At 58.2% G+C, this 16,824-nt stretch carries 12 protein-coding genes; 10 read left to right on the top strand and 2 right to left on the bottom strand.

From position 1 onward, the window contains the following. Positions 1 to 33 precede the first annotated feature (33 nt). The 4 genes from EDB94_RS11355 (at position 34) to EDB94_RS11370 (ending at position 4,194) form a co-directional block, all read left to right on the top strand. Positions 34 to 2,484 carry an acyl-CoA dehydrogenase gene (locus tag EDB94_RS11355; protein ID WP_092030551.1) on the top strand — a complete coding sequence of 817 codons (2,451 nt, stop codon included), beginning with the start codon at positions 34 to 36 and terminating at the stop codon, positions 2,482 to 2,484. Positions 2,485 to 2,501: 17 nt separating this feature from the next. Further along, complete coding sequence (gene crcB / locus EDB94_RS11360; RefSeq protein ID WP_008172952.1) at positions 2,502 to 2,882, top strand: fluoride efflux transporter CrcB; 381 nt, start codon at positions 2,502 to 2,504, stop codon at positions 2,880 to 2,882. 239 nt (positions 2,883 to 3,121) lie between these two features. Then, on the top strand, positions 3,122 to 3,328 hold the full coding sequence (locus EDB94_RS11365) for a cold-shock protein (RefSeq protein ID WP_008172950.1): 207 nt from the start codon (positions 3,122 to 3,124) through the stop codon (positions 3,326 to 3,328). 170 nt (positions 3,329 to 3,498) lie between these two features. After that, positions 3,499 to 4,194, top strand: a complete 696-nt coding sequence (locus EDB94_RS11370; RefSeq protein ID WP_108018416.1) for a lysophospholipid acyltransferase family protein — start codon at positions 3,499 to 3,501, stop codon at positions 4,192 to 4,194. 50 nt (positions 4,195 to 4,244) lie between these two features. Here the strand turns inward: EDB94_RS11370 and EDB94_RS11375 are convergent, their stop codons facing one another. Beyond that, the gene (locus EDB94_RS11375; RefSeq protein ID WP_219908245.1) at positions 4,245 to 5,048 is read right to left on the bottom strand and encodes a dienelactone hydrolase family protein; all 804 of its coding nucleotides are present in this window, start codon (positions 5,046 to 5,048) and stop codon (positions 4,245 to 4,247) included. Positions 5,049 to 5,205: 157 nt separating this feature from the next. On the opposite strand from EDB94_RS11375, the gene ald reads away from it, so the two are divergent. The 5 genes from ald to EDB94_RS11400 all read left to right on the top strand — a co-directional run bounded on the left by ald (position 5,206) and on the right by EDB94_RS11400 (position 12,518). Then, positions 5,206 to 6,324 carry an alanine dehydrogenase gene (ald, locus tag EDB94_RS11380; RefSeq protein ID WP_053113198.1) on the top strand — a complete coding sequence of 373 codons (1,119 nt, stop codon included), beginning with the start codon at positions 5,206 to 5,208 and terminating at the stop codon, positions 6,322 to 6,324. A gap of 22 nt (positions 6,325 to 6,346) precedes the next feature. Then, positions 6,347 to 6,919 (top strand): glutathione S-transferase family protein, encoded by a 573-nt coding sequence (locus tag EDB94_RS11385; RefSeq protein WP_008173565.1) that lies wholly within the window; start codon positions 6,347 to 6,349, stop codon positions 6,917 to 6,919. Positions 6,920 to 7,113: 194 nt separating this feature from the next. Then, positions 7,114 to 7,725, top strand: a complete 612-nt coding sequence (locus tag EDB94_RS11390; RefSeq protein WP_008173563.1) for a Yip1 family protein — start codon at positions 7,114 to 7,116, stop codon at positions 7,723 to 7,725. A 216-nt stretch (positions 7,726 to 7,941) separates the two neighbouring features. After that, on the top strand, positions 7,942 to 9,684 hold the full coding sequence (locus EDB94_RS11395; protein WP_108018417.1) for an alkaline phosphatase: 1,743 nt from the start codon (positions 7,942 to 7,944) through the stop codon (positions 9,682 to 9,684). A gap of 107 nt (positions 9,685 to 9,791) precedes the next feature. Beyond that, positions 9,792 to 12,518 (top strand): HAD-IC family P-type ATPase, encoded by a 2,727-nt coding sequence (locus EDB94_RS11400; protein ID WP_108018418.1) that lies wholly within the window; start codon positions 9,792 to 9,794, stop codon positions 12,516 to 12,518. Here EDB94_RS11400 and EDB94_RS11405 read toward each other — a convergent pair. Further along, complete coding sequence (locus EDB94_RS11405; RefSeq protein WP_108018419.1) at positions 12,499 to 14,916, bottom strand: xylulose 5-phosphate 3-epimerase; 2,418 nt, start codon at positions 14,914 to 14,916, stop codon at positions 12,499 to 12,501. The genes EDB94_RS11400 and EDB94_RS11405 overlap by 20 nt on opposite strands. Positions 14,917 to 15,128: 212 nt before the next feature. Between EDB94_RS11405 and ilvD the strand changes: the two genes are divergently transcribed. Beyond that, positions 15,129 to 16,817, top strand: a complete 1,689-nt coding sequence (gene ilvD, locus EDB94_RS11410; protein WP_014578545.1) for a dihydroxy-acid dehydratase — start codon at positions 15,129 to 15,131, stop codon at positions 16,815 to 16,817. Positions 16,818 to 16,824 lie beyond the last annotated feature (7 nt).

Raw genomic sequence — 16,824 nt, forward strand, 5'->3', positions numbered from 1 at the left:
ACATTCCCGAACCATGGATGACAGAGAGAACCTATGATGACTTTCATACTGTTTGTAGTGGCACTGGCTGGCCTGCTGATTGTGATGCGGCGCGAGTCTGGTGCAACGTCCGCGATTGGCGTAATGGCCGTTACCGGCCTGCTGTCGCTGATTTTTGCCTCTGGTTTGCTGGCCCTGGTTTTGTTTATTGGTGCCGCCGTAACAGCTGCTGCCGGCCTCCCCGGGTTTCGCCAAAGCTGGCTGACACCCCGCATTTTCGCGATGTTCAAGAAGGTCGCACCGAAGGTTTCCGAGACTGAGAAAGTGGCTCTCGAAGCCGGTACGGTCGGCTGGGACGGTGAACTGTTCACTGGTCGGCCTGACTGGCACAACCTGCTGATCAACCGCAATACCGGCCTGAGCGAGGAAGAACAGGCCTTCGTCGACAACCAGTGTGTCCAGGCAATTTCCATGTGTAACACCTGGGACGTGGCGGTCGAGCGGGCTGATCTGCCCAAAGAGCTGTGGGACTTCCTCAAGAAGGAAGGTTTCTTTGGGATGATCATTCCCAAGGAATACGGTGGCCTCGAATTCTCTGCCAAGGCGCAGTCTGCAGTTCTGCAAAAACTGGCATCCAACGAGACGCTCATGGTGTCTGTGGGCGTACCCAATTCCCTTGGTCCTGGCGAGCTGCTCGTCAAGTACGGCACCGAGGAGCAGAAAAACCATTACCTGCCAAGGCTTGCAGACGGTCGTGAAATTCCGTGCTTTGGTCTGACGGGCCCAAGGGCTGGTTCAGATGCGACGTCGCTTCCGGACACCGGTATCGTTTGCAAACAGAAAGTCGATGGCAAGGAAGTTGTCGGTATTCGGCTCAATTTCGAGAAGCGCTGGATCACCCTGGCGCCCATCGCCACGGTTGTTGGCCTTGCCTTCCGCATGTTCGACCCGGACGGGCTCCTGGGCGAAACCGAAGACTACGGTATTACCTGCGCACTGATCCCCAGGGACACCAAAGGCATGGAGATCGGCCGTCGTCATTGCCCGATTGGCAGCCCGTTCCTGAATGGCCCGATCAAGGGTAAAGACGTCTTCATTCCGCTGGACTACATCATCGGTGGCGTGGATATGGCCGGTCAGGGCTGGCGCATGCTGGTTGAGTGCCTGTCGGTGGGGCGCTGCATCACCCTGCCGTCCGGTGCGGCCGGTGCGGCTGCGTCGGCCGTTGGCACCGCTGGTGGTTTCACCCGTATCCGCCGTCAGTTCAATACGCCGGTTGCTGATATGGAGGGTGTTCAGGAGCCTCTGGCCCGAATCGCCGCCAAGACCTATATCTCGCAGGCAGCTGTAAACCACACTGCCAATATGATTGATAAAGGTGAGAAGCCGGCAGTGCCGTCTGCCATCCTTAAATACCACCTTACCGAGTTCCAGCGCGGTGTATTGACCGATGCCATGGACGTTCACGGTGGCAAGACCGTCACGCTCGGCCCGCGTAACTACCTGGGCATAGGCTACAGCGGTGCCGCTGTCTCGATCACTGTTGAGGGTGCCAACATCATGACCCGCAGCCTGATGATCTTCGGTCAGGGTGCCATTCGCTGCCATCCGTATGTGCTCAAGGAGCTGGCGGCCAAGGACAACGACGATATCAACGCGTTTGACGATGCGTTCTTCGGCCACGCCGGGCTGATTTTCGGCAATGCCGCCCGCGCCTTCACCCAGGCTCTGGGTCTTGGACGGGCAGATGTGCCGTTTGACAGCGCTAGTCGCAAGTACGCGCAGGCCGTGGCCCGCTTCAGTGCGGCCTTTGGTCTGTGCTCGGATGCCGCGATGACCACGCTTGGCAGCGAACTGAAAATGCGGGAGCTTATCTCTGCACGGCTGGGGGATATGCTGTCCAACCTGTACCTGGCTTCCATGGTCCTCAAGAACTGGCACGAGACTCAGCCGGTAGAGGGTGAGAAGGAAGTAATGGAGTACAGCCTGGGCATGCTGCTGCATCGCACTGAAAACGCCCTGGATGAGTTCCTCCAGAACCTGCCGAATCGTGCCGTGGCGCTGGTTCTGCGGGGCGTCACGATGCCGCTCGGCCGTCGCTGGGGTAGTCCGCAGGACGACCTTGCGCGCAAGTTGGCTCGTGCAATCTCCACAGACACGCCTATCCGCAACAAGCTGATTGCCAGCATCTGGCATACCAATGGCGAGGGTACCGTGGAGAATCCGGTGGCTCGCTACAACGGTTTGCTCAAGGACTACGACAAGGCAGAACAGCTATACCGGAAAGCGACCAAGGCCTACGCCAAGGGTGAATTGCCGATGACCGCCTTGCATCCGGAAGAGCGGTTTGAGGCGGCCCTGAAGGCTGGTATCTATACCAAGGAAGAGGCCGATTTCATGCGCCAGTATGAGACTGTGGTACTTGAGATGCTGACGGTCGATGACTTCCCGTTTGATGAGTTTGCGCGCAATAAGGAGACAGTGATTGATCACAACCCTGCCTGACAGGAGACAGCCCTGACATGTGGTTGTCGTTCGTTGCTGTGAGTGTTGGCGCCGTTATCGGCGCCAACCTTCGTTGGGCTCTGGGGTTGTGGTTGAACACGACCTACCATGCCGTCCCCTACGGAACGCTGGTTGCCAACCTCAGTGGTGGTTGGCTGATCGGGCTGCTGATCGGTTACTTCAGCCATGGCACCACGCTGGCACCGGAGTGGCGGCTCTTTGCCATAACCGGATTGTGCGGTGCGCTGACCACCTTTTCGACGTTTTCACTCGAGATGTTTGCTGCAATCCAGGACGGCAAATGGGCCATGGCCATCACCGGTATTCTGGCCCACGTTGTCGGCTCCATCCTCATGACTGCACTGGGAATTTACACCTTTGGCCTGGTGAAGGGATGATGGGTACCACTACCTACACAAATTCTCGAAAATACCCTTGGCAAGCTTCGGATTCAGGAGTAGAGTGAAGGGCGTAGGAAAGATTCAGTAAAGCATTTCATGAATAAGACGTACCTCCGCAGTTAGTAGTGACCGTCCTGTTTTTGATTCCGCGAGTTCTGTATTTCCGCAAAACGCTGACCTGACACCATGAAGGTGCGAGGCGGCAGATAATATGATTGATTTCAGGAAGTTTAAGTATGTCTACTACTACCGGTACTGTTAAGTTCTTCAACGAAGCAAAAGGCTTTGGCTTTATCACTCGTGAAGGCGGCCCGGACGTTTTTGTTCACTACAGCGCTATTCAGGGCAGCGGTTTCAAAACTCTGGCAGAAGGCCAGCAGGTTGAGTTCACCGTTACCCAAGGCCAGAAAGGTCCTCAGGCGGAGAACGTTGTTGCCCTGTAATCCCTGATGGATTCGGCAATAACCGCCAAAAAGGCAGCTTCGGCTGCCTTTTTTAATGGCTGAAAAACGCCTGGCAAGGTGGCACGCTTTTGTTATTTTTCCATCATTGTGTAATCTTTACCGACCTGCTGCTCGTTTAACCGGAAGTCGAGATCTCCAGGAATCATTACATGCTCCGACCGCTCAAGGCCGCCTGGATCCTGTTCTGGGCCATACTGCTCACCCTGATTCTGTTCTTCCCGATTGTTATTGCAGCCCTTTTGGGGAAGCGAGGGGATGCGGCGTTCCATGGCACCCAGATCTATGCATGGATTATCCTGAAAGTCTGCGGTATCCGCCTCAAGGTTCGTGGCAGGGAAAACATCGAGCCCGGTCAGCGATATGTCATTCTGAGCAACCATGCCTCCTATCTTGATCCCCCGGCGCTGGTGCTCGCCCTTGGTCTGCAATATCGATGGGTGATCAAGAAAGAATTGCGCAAGGCGCCCCTGTTCGGATTGGCACTGGAAGCCTCGCGGAATTTGTTTATCGATCGTTCGAAAGGCAGTGATGCACTGGAGAGCATCAAGCGGGGTGTCGGCCAGCTCCCGGACGGCACCGGCATTCTGATTTTCCCGGAAGGAACCCGTTCGTGGGATGGCAAATTACTACCCTTCAAGAAGGGTGGTTTCGTCATTGCACAGGATGGCGAGCTTCCGATTCTGCCCGTCACCATCTGTGGGTCCCACCAGCGATTGCCCAAGGGAAGTGCTGCCTTCAGCAGCGGTGCCATTGAAATCGTCATTCATCCCCCGATGGCGTCCGGGGCTTTGCCGCTGGATGATCTGATGACAGACGTTCGCAACAGTATTGCGTCGTCCCTCTGAAGCAGAAGAACCCAGCCGTCCGGCCGGGTTCCGGTGTTCAGCGCACGGTGTTACCGGGCGAAAATAGCCTCGTAGAAACGCATGGTTCCCTCCCAGGAACGGGTGGCGGCCTCTTCGTCATAACCTATCGGCATGCCGAACTCCTCGGCGACCTTGTCAGCGCCAGGATTGGTGAATGAGTGCAGCACGCCGGGAAAGCTCACCAGGGTGAGATCGACTTCTGCATCCTGCATCTCCTTCACCAGGCCGGCGACCTGGTCCGAGGGAACCATCTTGTCGGCACCACCGGTGTACACCTGAACCCTGGCCTTCACTGTTCCGGCTTCGGCGGTTATGGGGCTGCCAAGCGCACCGTGGTAGCTGACGACGCCGTCCAGATCCACGCCCATACGTGCCATATTCAGGACCACCGCGCCGCCGAAACAGTAGCCTTGTGCAGCGATGCGGGACGCATCAACGCTTTCATGGTTTTGCAGGATCTCCATCGCCGTCATGAAGCGCGCCTTCACCTGATCCATGTCCTTGGTCGCTTCCTGCATGAACTTCTGGGCGGTATCAGGGTGGTCCGCCTGCTTGCCAGAGCCATACATATCCAGGGCAAACGCGGTATAGCCGGCGGCGGCGAGCCGCTCTGCCTGATCCCGGGCGAATTCATTGTGGCCCCACCACTCATGGACCACCAGAACGCCCGGGCGTTTCTCTTCGAATTCGTCATCCCAGGCCATATAGCCGGTAAAGGTGGTTTCACCGACCTTGTATTCAACGGTCTTGGTTTGCATTTCTGCCAGTACCTGTGTGCTTGCCAGAGTTAGTGACAGGGCTGCGGCGGTCGCCACTGTTTTCATAGTTTTCATGATCTGTCCTGCTCCTTTTGGGTCGGATTGTCTTTTTGTCCGGAAATCTACGCCCGGAACCGGTAAACCGATGCAATCAGTTGCCAATCCAGTATAGGACCTTTTGACTACACTACAGTCAGACACCCGCAAATCCCGAATGATCTGGAGGTTGTGTATGAGGATCGGTGTACCCAGGGAAATCAAGAACCGCGAATACCGTGTAGGCATGACACCCGCTGCCGTTCATGAGCTGTGCGGCCACAATCATGAGGTGTTTGTGGAAACCGGAGCTGGCCTCGCCATCGGTTTTTCTGACGAGGATTATAGGCAGGCCGGAGCGCGAATTCTTGAGACGGCCGGGGAGGTTTTCGATACCGCAGAGTTGATCGTCAAGGTCAAGGAGCCCCAGGCCGAAGAGCGGGCCATGCTGAAGCCGGAACACACGCTTTTCACCTATCTGCATCTGGCCCCGGACAAAGCGCAGACGGACGACCTGGTGAAGTCCGGCGCTACCTGCATTGCCTATGAGACAGTGACCGACCATGGAGGGCATTTGCCCCTGCTGGCGCCGATGTCGGAAGTCGCCGGGCGCATGTCGATCCAGGCCGGTGCCCATTGCCTGGAGAAAGCCATGGGCGGTCGCGGCGTGCTATTGGGCGGCGTACCCGGTGTCAGTCCGGCGCGGGTAGCGGTCGTTGGTGGCGGAGTTGTCGGCCAGAATGCGATTGCCATGGCGGTCGGGTTGGGTGCCCAGGTCACGGTTCTGGACCGCAACATGGACGTACTCAGAAACCTGGACCATCTCTACGGCAACCGCATCACAACCCTGTTTTCAACGGCCCAGACTCTCGATCAGGCGGTGACGGAATCCGATCTTGTGATCGGCAGTGTGCTCATTCCAGGGGCCTCTGCGCCAAAGCTGATCACCCGCGACATGATCCGCCGGATGCCGGAGGGAAGCGTTATCGTGGACGTTGCCATTGATCAGGGTGGCTGTGCCGAAACCTCCCGGGCCACGACGCACGACGATCCCACGTATATTGTTGATGGTGTGGTACATTACTGCGTGGCGAATATGCCGGGTGCCGTTGCGCGCACGTCGACTCTGGCGTTGAATAACGTCACCTTGCCTTTTGTGGCGGCCCTGGCCAATAAGGGTCCGGATCGGGCGATGAAGGAAGATCAACACCTCAGGGCCGGGCTGAACGTGGCCGCGGGCAAGGTGACCTACAGGGAAGTGGCAGAAGCGACCGGGCACCCATACACCAACCCTGAATCCCTGTTGGGATCCTGAGTGTGAAATCCTCGGAGAAACCATGAAACTGATCGGATCCACTACTTCACCTTACGTTCGGCGTATTCGTATCCTGCTGGACGAAGAGCCCTATGAATTCCTCAATCTCAATATCTATGGTGAAGGCCGGGACGAGCTGCGGCGAAACAATCCGACCCTGAAAATTCCGGTACTCGAAGACGGTGGCAAGGAAATCTATGATTCCCGGATTATCGCCCGTTACATCAGTGCCAAACAGGGCCGCGATCCGCTGACCTGGGATCAGGAAAACCAGCTGACCATGATTGATGGCGCCAATGACTCCGCGGTCACGTTGCTGCTCTCGGAGAAGTCCGGAATCGATACCGGCGCCGACCTGATGTTCTACAACCTTCAACGTGAACGCATCATGACAACCTTGCGCACGCTGTCGGCAATGGCGGAAGAGGGCCAGTTCGAGGAATGGAATTATCCGGCCATCTGTCTTTATTGCCTGGTGGACTGGCTGGATTTCAGGGACCTGGTGGACTTTTCCGGTGTGGAGAGCCTGTTGTCCTTCCGCGACAGCCACAGGGATTACCCCTGGGTTGCCGAGACCGATCCGCGCAATTCCTGACTCCGAGCGGCCGGCAATCGCCGGCCGCCGCCTCCAGCCAAGGCTGAAAAAAACTTGCCCGATCATCCTGCGTCAATTTGCTTTCGCAATCGCTGTTCTTGACTATAGTTAAGATTAAGGAACAGCGTCTGATCTGCCGGTTACCGCGTTCCGTACGTATAAATACCAACAATAGAAGAGAGAGGGGGTCATCCATGCTCCTGTCACATGCGTTCGGTCTCTTTACCCATCCTGATGAAGAGTGGGCTTCCATACGAAAAGAACATGAAACTCCGCGCCGGGTCTATGTTGCCTATGTTCTGATTCTGGCGGCGATAGCTCCCATTTGTGCCTATATATCGACCGCCTATTTCGGCTGGACGGTCGGCAATGAGCGGCTGATCAAGTTAACCGAGATCAGTGCAATGCAGCTCAGCGTGTTGACCTATCTGGCAATGCTGGTCGGCGTTTTTGCGCTGGGTTACGCCATCAACTGGATGGCAAGAACCTACGGCGCCAAGGAGGAACACGTACCCTCGAACGGTATTGCCCTGGCAGCATACTCCTGCACTCCTCTGTTCCTGGCAGGATTTGCCCTGTTGTATCCAGTGCCCTGGTTCAACGCCATCGTCTTCCTGGCCGCCGCCTGCTATGGCGCCTATCTGATGTATGACGGGCTGCCGATTGTCATGGGCATCGAAAAGGAGCGGGCGGTAATGTACGCCGGAGCGTTGCTGACCGTCGCCCTGGTGATCCTGGTATCCACTCGCGTGGGTTCCGTCATTCTCTGGAACTTCGGAGTCGGTCCGGTATTTATCAGCGGATAGACCGGGTTTAAACGGACCGTAAAAGGGGAGCCATTGGCTCCCCTTTTTTATGGTTTCTGGTCCTTGCAAAAGACTTGTCGTGATTTGCCATCCCCCTGTCGCAAATTGGCAATGCGTTCTTAACCAAGCCCGATTAGCTTCTTCATTGGGAGTAGAAACGGCGAAAGGTGCAGAACGTCGAGACTACAAGGGACGAACGCAGGGGAAGATATAACAATGAAACGACTGACACGACGGGATTTTCTGAAGGCATCAGCCATGGGTATGGGCGCCGTGGTGATTTCAACCGGCCTCGCAGGCTGTGTACTGGACAGCTCCGACAGGCGAACAATCAGCTTTACCCATGGAGTGGCCAGCGGCGACCCGCTTGCCGATGGTGTCATGCTCTGGACCAGGGCTGCACCGGCGACCGGCTCGGCACCTGTCGGTGTCGCCTGGGAGGTGTCGACGGATGAGGGTTTCGAGAACCTTGTGCACTCCGGCACGGCAGAGGCCACTGAAGCCCATGACTTCACCGTCAAGGTGGATGTCCGCGGCCTGGCACCGGGGCAGAGCTACTATTATCGCTTTCAGACGACCGATCGGCAGTCACCGGTGGGCGTAACCCGGACCTTACCGGAAGGCAGTATCGACTCAGTGCGCCTGGCCGTGGTCTCCTGCGCGAATTATCCGGCCGGTTATTTCAACGTCTACGGGGAAATCAGTAAACAGAATGACCTGGATGCCGTGGTCCATCTGGGCGACTACATCTACGAATACAGCTCCGACAGCGGCAGTTATGCGGCACAGGATGCCCAGGCGCTGGGGAGGACCTTTTCTGAGGACAACAATCTTGAGCTGATTGAACTGGTGGACTATCGCAGACGTTACGCTGCGTATCGTGCGGACCCGGATCTTCAGTCCCTGCATGCGAGAGTGCCGTTCATCGTGGTGTGGGACGACCACGAGGTGGCGAACGACGCCTGGGAAGAGGGAGCTGAAAACCACAACGAGGGCGAGGGCGATTTCACCCAGCGTAAGCTCAATGCCCTGAAGGCCTATTTCGAATGGATGCCGATCCGCCCTGTGATCGAGGGCAGCGACGAGGCCATCTTCCGGACCTTCCGGTTCGGCAATCTGGTGGACCTGCACATGCTGGATACCCGCATTATCGGGCGTGATCAGCAACTGGACTACATGGACTATTTCACGGGAGAAGGCCTCGATGCTGTCCGCTTTACTGCGGATGTTGGCAGTGAGAACCGTACCATGCTAGGTGCGGAGCAACTGCTCTGGCTGCAGTCTTCCCTGAACTACTCCACCGCCACATGGCAGGTGCTGGGGCAACAAGTCCTCATGGGCCGAATGAATCTGCCTGCGGAGCTGCTGGTGGCCATTGCTACTGAGCAGTTTGACGGTCTGCCGGAAAAACTGGCGGAACTGGCCCAGCTCAAAGGCCGGGAGCTCCAGGGGGATCCGTCCCTGACTCCAGAGGAATTGGCTCGCATCAACACGGTTGCCCCCTACAATCTGGACGCCTGGGATGGCTACCAATATGAACGGGAAGTGGTTCTGGGAACGGCCAAGGCGCTGAACAAGAACCTGGTGGTACTGGCGGGGGATACCCATAACGCCTGGGCCAACAACCTGAAAGACATCCAGGGCGACCAGATTGGCGTGGAGTTCGCTACAGCGTCGGTTACATCACCCGGCCTGGAGGAGTATCTGGGCATTCCGGATGACATGATTCAGGGCGCGGAACAGGCCATTGGTCTGCTGGTGGATGACCTGGATTACCTGAACGTGAATCAGCGTGGCTACATGCTGGTGACCTTTACGCCCGAAGAAGCCCGGGCCGACTGGTATTTCGTGGACACCATCAAGTCAAAGGATTATCAGATCGACGCGAGCCGCACCGCTTCCCGGCGGGTATTGCCCGGTCCCGGAAATCGTACGGTGCAGGACACAGGCATAGGATAAGAAGTCCGACCGGTCCCCAGACTATTCTGTCTTTGATGCAGCGCAAACCACCCCGGGTGCTTTCCGGGGTTTAATGGGGTGTTGCAATGGCAGGGAGCTCTCAGGGGATGTCGGAATCGGAGGTCTTGAAAAACGGCGAGTGCGAGCAGCGGGAGCCGGAGTGGCATGTGCTTCAGTCCGCGGAAGCAAGGCAGGAGCTCAAAGCTAAGGAGCCCCTGTCTGAGGATGAGATTCGCCAGCGCCTGGCCCGCCATGGCCCAAATGCTTTGCCGGAGGCTCGTGCAAAGGGGCCTTGGGCGAGACTCGGACGGCAACTCAAGAATTTCCTGATTTACGTACTGGCAGGGGCCGCCGTAATCACGGCAAGCCTGGGCCACTGGGTGGATGCCGGCGTCATTCTTGCCGTTGTTGTTATCCAGACGCTGGTGGGCTTCGTTCAGGAGGGCAAGGCCGAGCAGGCCCTGTCGGCCATTCACCACATGCTTGCGCCCAAAGCACGGGTCGTGCGGTCTGATGGCCAGCATCAGATAGATGCTGCCAATCTGGTTCCGGGCGATACGGTACTGTTGGAGCCCGGAGACCGGGTGCCCGCCGATCTGCGTCTGGAAAAGTCCCACAACCTGAAAATCGATGAGGCCATTCTCACGGGTGAGTCCGAGGCTGTTGATAAATCAACAGGGTCGGTGGCTCCAGATGCTCCGTTGGGGGACCAGTCCGGGATGGCCTTCTCCGGCACCATGGTTGCGACCGGGACCGGCCGTGGCGTTGTGGTTCGAACCGGCGCGCGCACTGAGATCGGTCGCATTTCCGGACTCCTCGCTCAGACCACAACTCTGAAAACCCCCTTATTGGAGCAAATGGACAGGTTCGCCCGAATCCTTTCCATCATCGTGATTGCCGCCGGCATTGCGATTTTTGTTGGCGGAGCTGCATTCAGCGGTCTGCCATTCCGGGAACTGTTTATGGCAGTGGTTGGCCTCACCGTTGCCGCGATACCCGAGGGCTTACCAGCAATTCTCACCATTACCCTGGCCATCGGTGTGCGCCAGATGGCACGCCGGCAGGCCGTGGTTCGCCGAATGCCGGTTATCGAAACCCTGGGCGCGGTGTCGGTAATCTGTTCGGATAAAACCGGAACGCTCACCCGGAACGAAATGATGGTCACTCGGGCGGTGTTATCCGGGGTTCAGCTCGAGGTGACTGGCGAAGGCTACGATCTTGATGGTGCGGTAAACGCCGAAAATGGTCACTCGTCGGGCTCCACTCTGCTGGACGAACTTGCCCGGGCCGCAGCCCTTTGTAACGACGCCCATGTTCACCATGACTCAGGCAGAATCCGAATCGCCGGCGATCCAATGGAGGCCGCGCTCTCCGTGTTTGCCCGCAAAGCAGGGTTTGATGTTGATGGCAGCGCCGCCGACTGGCCCCGGAAAGATGAGATCCCTTTCGATACCGAGAATCGCTTCATGGCCACGCTGAACCATGACCACCACGGCCACAGCGTGATCTACCTGAAAGGCGCACCGGAGCGGATCCTGGATATGTGTAACAGCGAGGTTGCCGAATCCGGGGAAACCAGCGAACTGCGCCGGGATTTCTGGGAGCGGGTTATCACCGAAATGGCATCCGATGGTCTCAGAGTGCTGGCCCTTGCCCGGAAGCCCGCAGAACGTGGCAGTGGCGAACTGGCCATTGAAGATCTTGAACAGGGTGCAGAACTGCTTGGTCTGGTTGGTTTGCTGGATCCGCCAAGGCAGGAAGCCATTCGGGCTATTGCCGAGTGCCACGAAGCCGGAATCCGGGTGAAGATGATTACCGGTGATCACGGGATCACGGCAGGCGCTATTGCCCGCAAGCTGGGCCTGAAAAATACCGGGCGGGTTCTGACTGGTAAGGAATTGGACCAGCTGGATGATGATCAACTTCGGGGTCTTGTTGGTGAAGTGGATGTCTTTGCCCGGACCAGTCCCGAACACAAATTGAGGCTGGTCACTGCGCTGCAGGCCCTGCATGGAGTTGTCGCCATGACCGGGGACGGGGTCAATGACGCACCGGCCCTCAAGCGGGCGGATGTGGGTATTGCCATGGGGGTGAAGGGCTCGGAGGCTGCGAGGGAAGCGTCTTCGGTGGTGTTGCTGGACGACAATTTCGCCAGTATTGCGGCAGCCGTGCGCGAGGGGCGAACTGTTTATGCCAATCTGAAAAAAGGCATTGCCTTTATGCTGCCCATTAACGGTGGGGAGTCTATCAGTCTCGTTACCGCCCTGTTGCTTGGGCTGACCCTGCCCATTTCGGCACTGCAGATTCTCTGGGTCAATATGGTCAGCTCTGTGGTTCTGGCCATGACACTGGCGTTTGAGCCCGCGGAACCCGATGTTATGAAGCATCCGCCAAGGGGGCGGAATGAGTCCCTGCTTCGGGGATTCGTGGTCTGGCGCGTGGTCTTCGTTTCACTTCTGTTCCTTGGTGGCATTTTTGCTGCCTGGTACTGGGCCATGCATCATCATGGTGATGAGAGCACTGCCCGGACCCTTGCGGTTAACACGCTTGTGGCAATGGAAATGTTTTACCTGTTTGCGGTGCGATACCTGGATTCAGCGTCAATTACCCTGCGCGGGGTGTTGGGTACGCCGATCGTCCTGTTGGCAGTCGCCGCGGTTATTGCATTGCAACTGCTGTTTACCTATACGCCCTGGTTCAACGAGACCTTTGGCACGCAGGCGCTGAGCTTTGAAATGCTCGCGTTTGCAGCGGCTTCCGGTGTGGTGGTTCTGGTGATCCTCGAAATCGAAACGGTTGTCAGAAGGCGTTGGCTCAGGGCAGGCCCCGGGTAATCACCGCCGGGTCCCCCCGGCCTTCTACCGCTGCCAGCTCCGCACTGGACAGCCATTCGCCCGGGGGCTTGTCCATTACGCTGGCGCAGGCAGCCAGGGCATGGCCCCAGGAACAGCCGTTGGCAAACAGCATGCCGGCCTCATTCAATGTCCCGCCTCGGTTGATGTAGCCAAGAACCCGGGCCTGTGACGGTTCCGGGAACAGCGGATGGAGATGGCCCCGGAAGACCTCCGGGCGCATGTGCGTGAGAGCAACCCGTCGGCGAATGCGGTGGGGGAACAGGCGCTCCCGCTCGAATTCGGACAGGCATACCTGGGCTTCCATGGTGTCCCTAGGTTGGCGGAATCTGCCGGGTTCCTGGATATAGACCAGGCGAAAGGGAGTGCCGGTCTCCCTCAGGCGTTCACAGGCTCTGATTGACTCGGATAACTGGTAGGCGCCATTGGCGATGAGCAGCAATGGTTCACCGGACGAGGTATCTTCATCCACCACCAGGGCCCCGTGCCTCGCCAGCAGTTCCGCTTCCCGGGTGTCGAAGACGCAGGGGCGTTCCCGTTTCGGGATTACCATGCAACTGATCGTGCCCCTTTCACGGAATACCGATGGCAATGTTGCCAGAGTGCTGTTGTAGTCGGCCGGAAACAGCACCCGGGAGACGTCGTTCATCTCCGCGAGCATACTTTCGCAGAAGGTGGTGTCCTGATGGGACTGCTCGTTCTTGCCATTTTCCCAGGTGTGTGAGGTGGCAATAACCGGCAAGCCGAGCCAGCGGGCAGGCCGCCCGATTTCTTTCTGGTGCCGGGCAAAAATCAGCTCCTGGCGGATGGCGCCAAGCATTTTCACGCAGAAGGCCTCATAGCTGGCGACCAGATTGAGCCCCGCCTTATTGGCCAGACAAGCCGATACCACAGATTCTTCGTTCAGTGCCGTGATGATCTTGCCGTGCACCGACTCCTGATCGTTCTCGGGATCGTTCACCCGATGCTTCAGATCATCCAGCACTCCGCCAAGACGATTGCTTGCCAGCTCGTCCGGATTGCCCACTCTGGCCCTGAGGTCCGGGTTCTGGGCTACCAGCGCACGGAAAAAATCATCCACAGCCTTCATCGGCGAGGTGCATTCCCGACAGGCCGGAAGCCGGGGGATTATCGGGTCCGGTGGATTGCGGGTCGCGAGAGCATGATCACGCTCAAGTGGGCGAGATTGCCCGGCGTGCTGGTTAAGATGAGTGATAGCGTTTTGAAGCTGATCCGGAGCCACCCACAATCTGGTGGCATGCTCGTTAAACAGCTCCCTGGCCCGGGCATCCATTCGCGGGTTTCCGGGCAGTGGCAGGTTATGGGCTGCATTGCTGCTGGCGCCATAAAAACCATACCCCTTGGTGGTCTCCGCAATGCCATAGGGTACCCGAACGGGATAGCCGCTCTCTCCCCGTAGCGCCGCCTCGCCATTGGTGGCGAGTGCCTGCTCCATTTCATAGAGAGCACAGACAAAGGCGGCAGGATCGCGGCCATCAAAGCGGAAGGGCACAAAGCCCCTGTGTTCGAGATGCGCTTCAAAACGTTCGAGACCCTCGCGGGTGCCCAGCTCGGTTCGCTGTTCAATGCGCCGTCCATTGGCAATCATAACCGGCATCACTGCGCCGCAGTCCTCGGCGCGCCACCAGCGGGGGATCCAGTCGCTGCCGCGCTGCTCCTCGGCGGCCCCATCAGATAGAAAGGCCACCAGAGACTCACCCGGCAGGGGCATATGGGCGTATTGCAGCTCGGCAAACCCGAGGTAGCCCCCTTCGATAATACCACCGGCGGTGTGCGGATTGACGTGGCTGCCAAGGGGCGCGGCCATGGTACCGTCTGGCTTCTGGCGGTAGCTGTAGAAATCAGAAACCAGAGTTGAGAGCCCGTCCGGCCCTCGATAACGTTCCGCCTGTTCCGGGTGAAGGTTTCCGGTGAGGACGTTCAGGGCGTCCACGGCTGCCACGCAGTGCCCCTGGCCCATCAGCCAGCTCCGTGTGCGTCCGGTCAGATTGTTCAGAGCCAGATAGCCGGCATAGGCCGGCACCATGTTCAGTGCCCCGCCGGTGTGGCCTTCCGGATTGGTCTTGAAGTCCTGAGGCGCCAGCGGCTGGCCGGAGACATCAACCCGGCGGGCGTAGGTCATGTGAACTACCAGCCAGAGACCGGCACTGGTCAGTCTGTCCAGGTCGGCGAGTTTACGATAGACCGTGGCAGCATCGGGCTGGTGGCCGGCAGCAACCAGGTGCTCTGCCAGTAGGCTGACCTGATGTTGCGTGGCTTCACTGTGCTGGATGACGCCATAACCATCGCACCAGCGCCGGAAATCCGGGCAGTCTGAAGCGGCATGATTCACCGCTGCTGTTTGAATGGGAAATGGCATGAGATGCCTCCATGGCGTCAGTGTGTTCGCGAATTTTAAAACCACCGCTGTGAACTGCCATTGATGCAGGTCAGTCGAAACTGCATCTTTCTGCAGACTGCTCCAAGCCAAGCGCTCCACCCGCCCGCGTACAGGCTTGCTCGCCTGCCCGTTGCCGAAAGCCATGGTTTCTGAGAGTCTGTTCGAATAAGCCACCTGATAAGGAGACTCCCATGACGCAAGACAAGAATCAGGACAAGCGCCGGAAATATTCGGCCCCCGTTGTTGATGGCATTGGCAAATCCGCCAGCCGTGCCATGCTTCGGGCCGTCGGGTTTACCGATGAGGATTTCAAAAAGCCCCAGATCGGCATTGCGTCCACATGGAGTAACCTCACGCCGTGCAACATGCACATCAACCAACTGGCTGAGGAGTCGGCTGCCGGAGCCGATGAGGCCGGCGGCAAGTCGCTTATTTTCAATACCATTACCATATCGGACGGCATTGCCAACGGTACCGAGGGCATGAAGTATTCCCTGGTGTCCCGGGAGGTGATCGCCGATTCCATTGAGACCGTGGCCGGTTGTGAAGGGTTCGATGGCCTGGTGGCGATCGGTGGCTGCGACAAGAACATGCCCGGTTGCATGATGGGGCTGGCGCGTCTGAACCGGCCGTCTGTGTTCGTGTATGGCGGCACCATCATGCCTGGCGAGAACCACACCGATATTATTTCCGTGTTTGAAGCCGTGGGTGCCCACGCCCGTGGTGATCTGGATCTGATTGAGGTGAAGCAGATAGAGGAAACCGCGATTCCGGGGCCAGGGTCCTGTGGTGGCATGTATACCGCCAATACGATGGCGTCGGCTATCGAGGCCATGGGCATGAGCCTGCCGGGCAGCTCCGCCCAGAACGCTGTGTCGGAAACCAAGGCGGAGGATTGTCGGGGTGCCGGGGCTGCGGTGCTGAACCTGCTGGAGAAAGACATCAAGCCTAGCGACATCATGACCCGGAAAGCCTTCGAAAACGCCATTACGGTCGTCATCGCCCTGGGCGGTTCCACCAATGCGGTACTGCACCTGCTGGCCATGGCCAGCACCGTCGGTGTCGATCTGGAGCTGGAAGACTTTGTCGAGATTGGCAAGCGGGTGCCGGTGCTAGCGGATCTGCGCCCGAGCGGCCACTACATGATGTCGGAGCTGGTGGCCATCGGCGGTATCCAGCCGCTGATGAAAATGCTGCTGGATCGCGGTCTGCTGCATGGCGACTGTCTGACCGTAACCGGGCAGACGCTGGCCGAGAACCTGGCTGATGTTGACCCCTATCCGGAAGGGCAGGACATCATTCACGCCTTCGACAACCCGATCAAGGCTGACAGCCATCTGCGGATCCTGTTTGGCAATCTCGCACCAACGGGAGCGGTGGCGAAGATCACCGGCAAGGAAGGCACGCATTTTACCGGCCGTGCCCGGGTATTCCATTCGGAAGAAGAAGCCCAGGAGCGGATTCTCGACGGCACAGTGGTGGCCGGCGATGTGCTGGTCATCCGCTACGAAGGCCCCAAAGGCGGACCGGGCATGCGGGAGATGCTGAGCCCCACCTCCGCGATCATGGGCAAGGGCCTGGGCAGCGATGTCGCGTTGATTACCGATGGCCGGTTCTCAGGGGGCAGCCACGGTTTCGTGGTTGGTCATATCACACCGGAAGCGGCCGAGGGCGGCCCGATTGCGCTGGTCGAGGATGGCGACACCATAACCATTGATGCCGTCAGTAACCGGATTGAGCTGGATGTCTCGGATCAGGAACTGGAACGTCGTCGGCAGGCCTGGCAGGCTCCACCACCCCGTTTCACCCGAGGCACGCTGGCGAAGTATTCGCGAACCGTAAGTTCTGCCTCGAAAGGGGCTGTGACCGATTTGCCCTGATCTGATC

Source organism: Marinobacter sp. 3-2, assembly GCF_003751355.1.
Lineage (GTDB): Bacteria > Pseudomonadota > Gammaproteobacteria > Pseudomonadales > Oleiphilaceae > Marinobacter > Marinobacter adhaerens.

What these genes read in the sequence shown, in the direction of transcription:
- EDB94_RS11355 (WP_092030551.1), top strand. Translation starts at nt 34, where the DNA reads ATGATGACTTTCATACTGTTTGTAGTGGCACTGGCTGGCCTGCTGATT.
- crcB (WP_008172952.1), top strand. Translation starts at nt 2,502, where the DNA reads ATGTGGTTGTCGTTCGTTGCTGTGAGTGTTGGCGCCGTTATCGGCGCC.
- EDB94_RS11365 (WP_008172950.1), top strand. Translation starts at nt 3,122, where the DNA reads ATGTCTACTACTACCGGTACTGTTAAGTTCTTCAACGAAGCAAAAGGC.
- EDB94_RS11370 (WP_108018416.1), top strand. Translation starts at nt 3,499, where the DNA reads ATGCTCCGACCGCTCAAGGCCGCCTGGATCCTGTTCTGGGCCATACTG.
- EDB94_RS11375 (WP_219908245.1), bottom strand. Translation starts at nt 5,048, where the DNA reads ATGAAAACTATGAAAACAGTGGCGACCGCCGCAGCCCTGTCACTAACT.
- ald (WP_053113198.1), top strand. Translation starts at nt 5,206, where the DNA reads ATGAGGATCGGTGTACCCAGGGAAATCAAGAACCGCGAATACCGTGTA.
- EDB94_RS11385 (WP_008173565.1), top strand. Translation starts at nt 6,347, where the DNA reads ATGAAACTGATCGGATCCACTACTTCACCTTACGTTCGGCGTATTCGT.
- EDB94_RS11390 (WP_008173563.1), top strand. Translation starts at nt 7,114, where the DNA reads ATGCTCCTGTCACATGCGTTCGGTCTCTTTACCCATCCTGATGAAGAG.
- EDB94_RS11395 (WP_108018417.1), top strand. Translation starts at nt 7,942, where the DNA reads ATGAAACGACTGACACGACGGGATTTTCTGAAGGCATCAGCCATGGGT.
- EDB94_RS11400 (WP_108018418.1), top strand. Translation starts at nt 9,792, where the DNA reads ATGTCGGAATCGGAGGTCTTGAAAAACGGCGAGTGCGAGCAGCGGGAG.
- EDB94_RS11405 (WP_108018419.1), bottom strand. Translation starts at nt 14,916, where the DNA reads ATGCCATTTCCCATTCAAACAGCAGCGGTGAATCATGCCGCTTCAGAC.
- ilvD (WP_014578545.1), top strand. Translation starts at nt 15,129, where the DNA reads ATGACGCAAGACAAGAATCAGGACAAGCGCCGGAAATATTCGGCCCCC.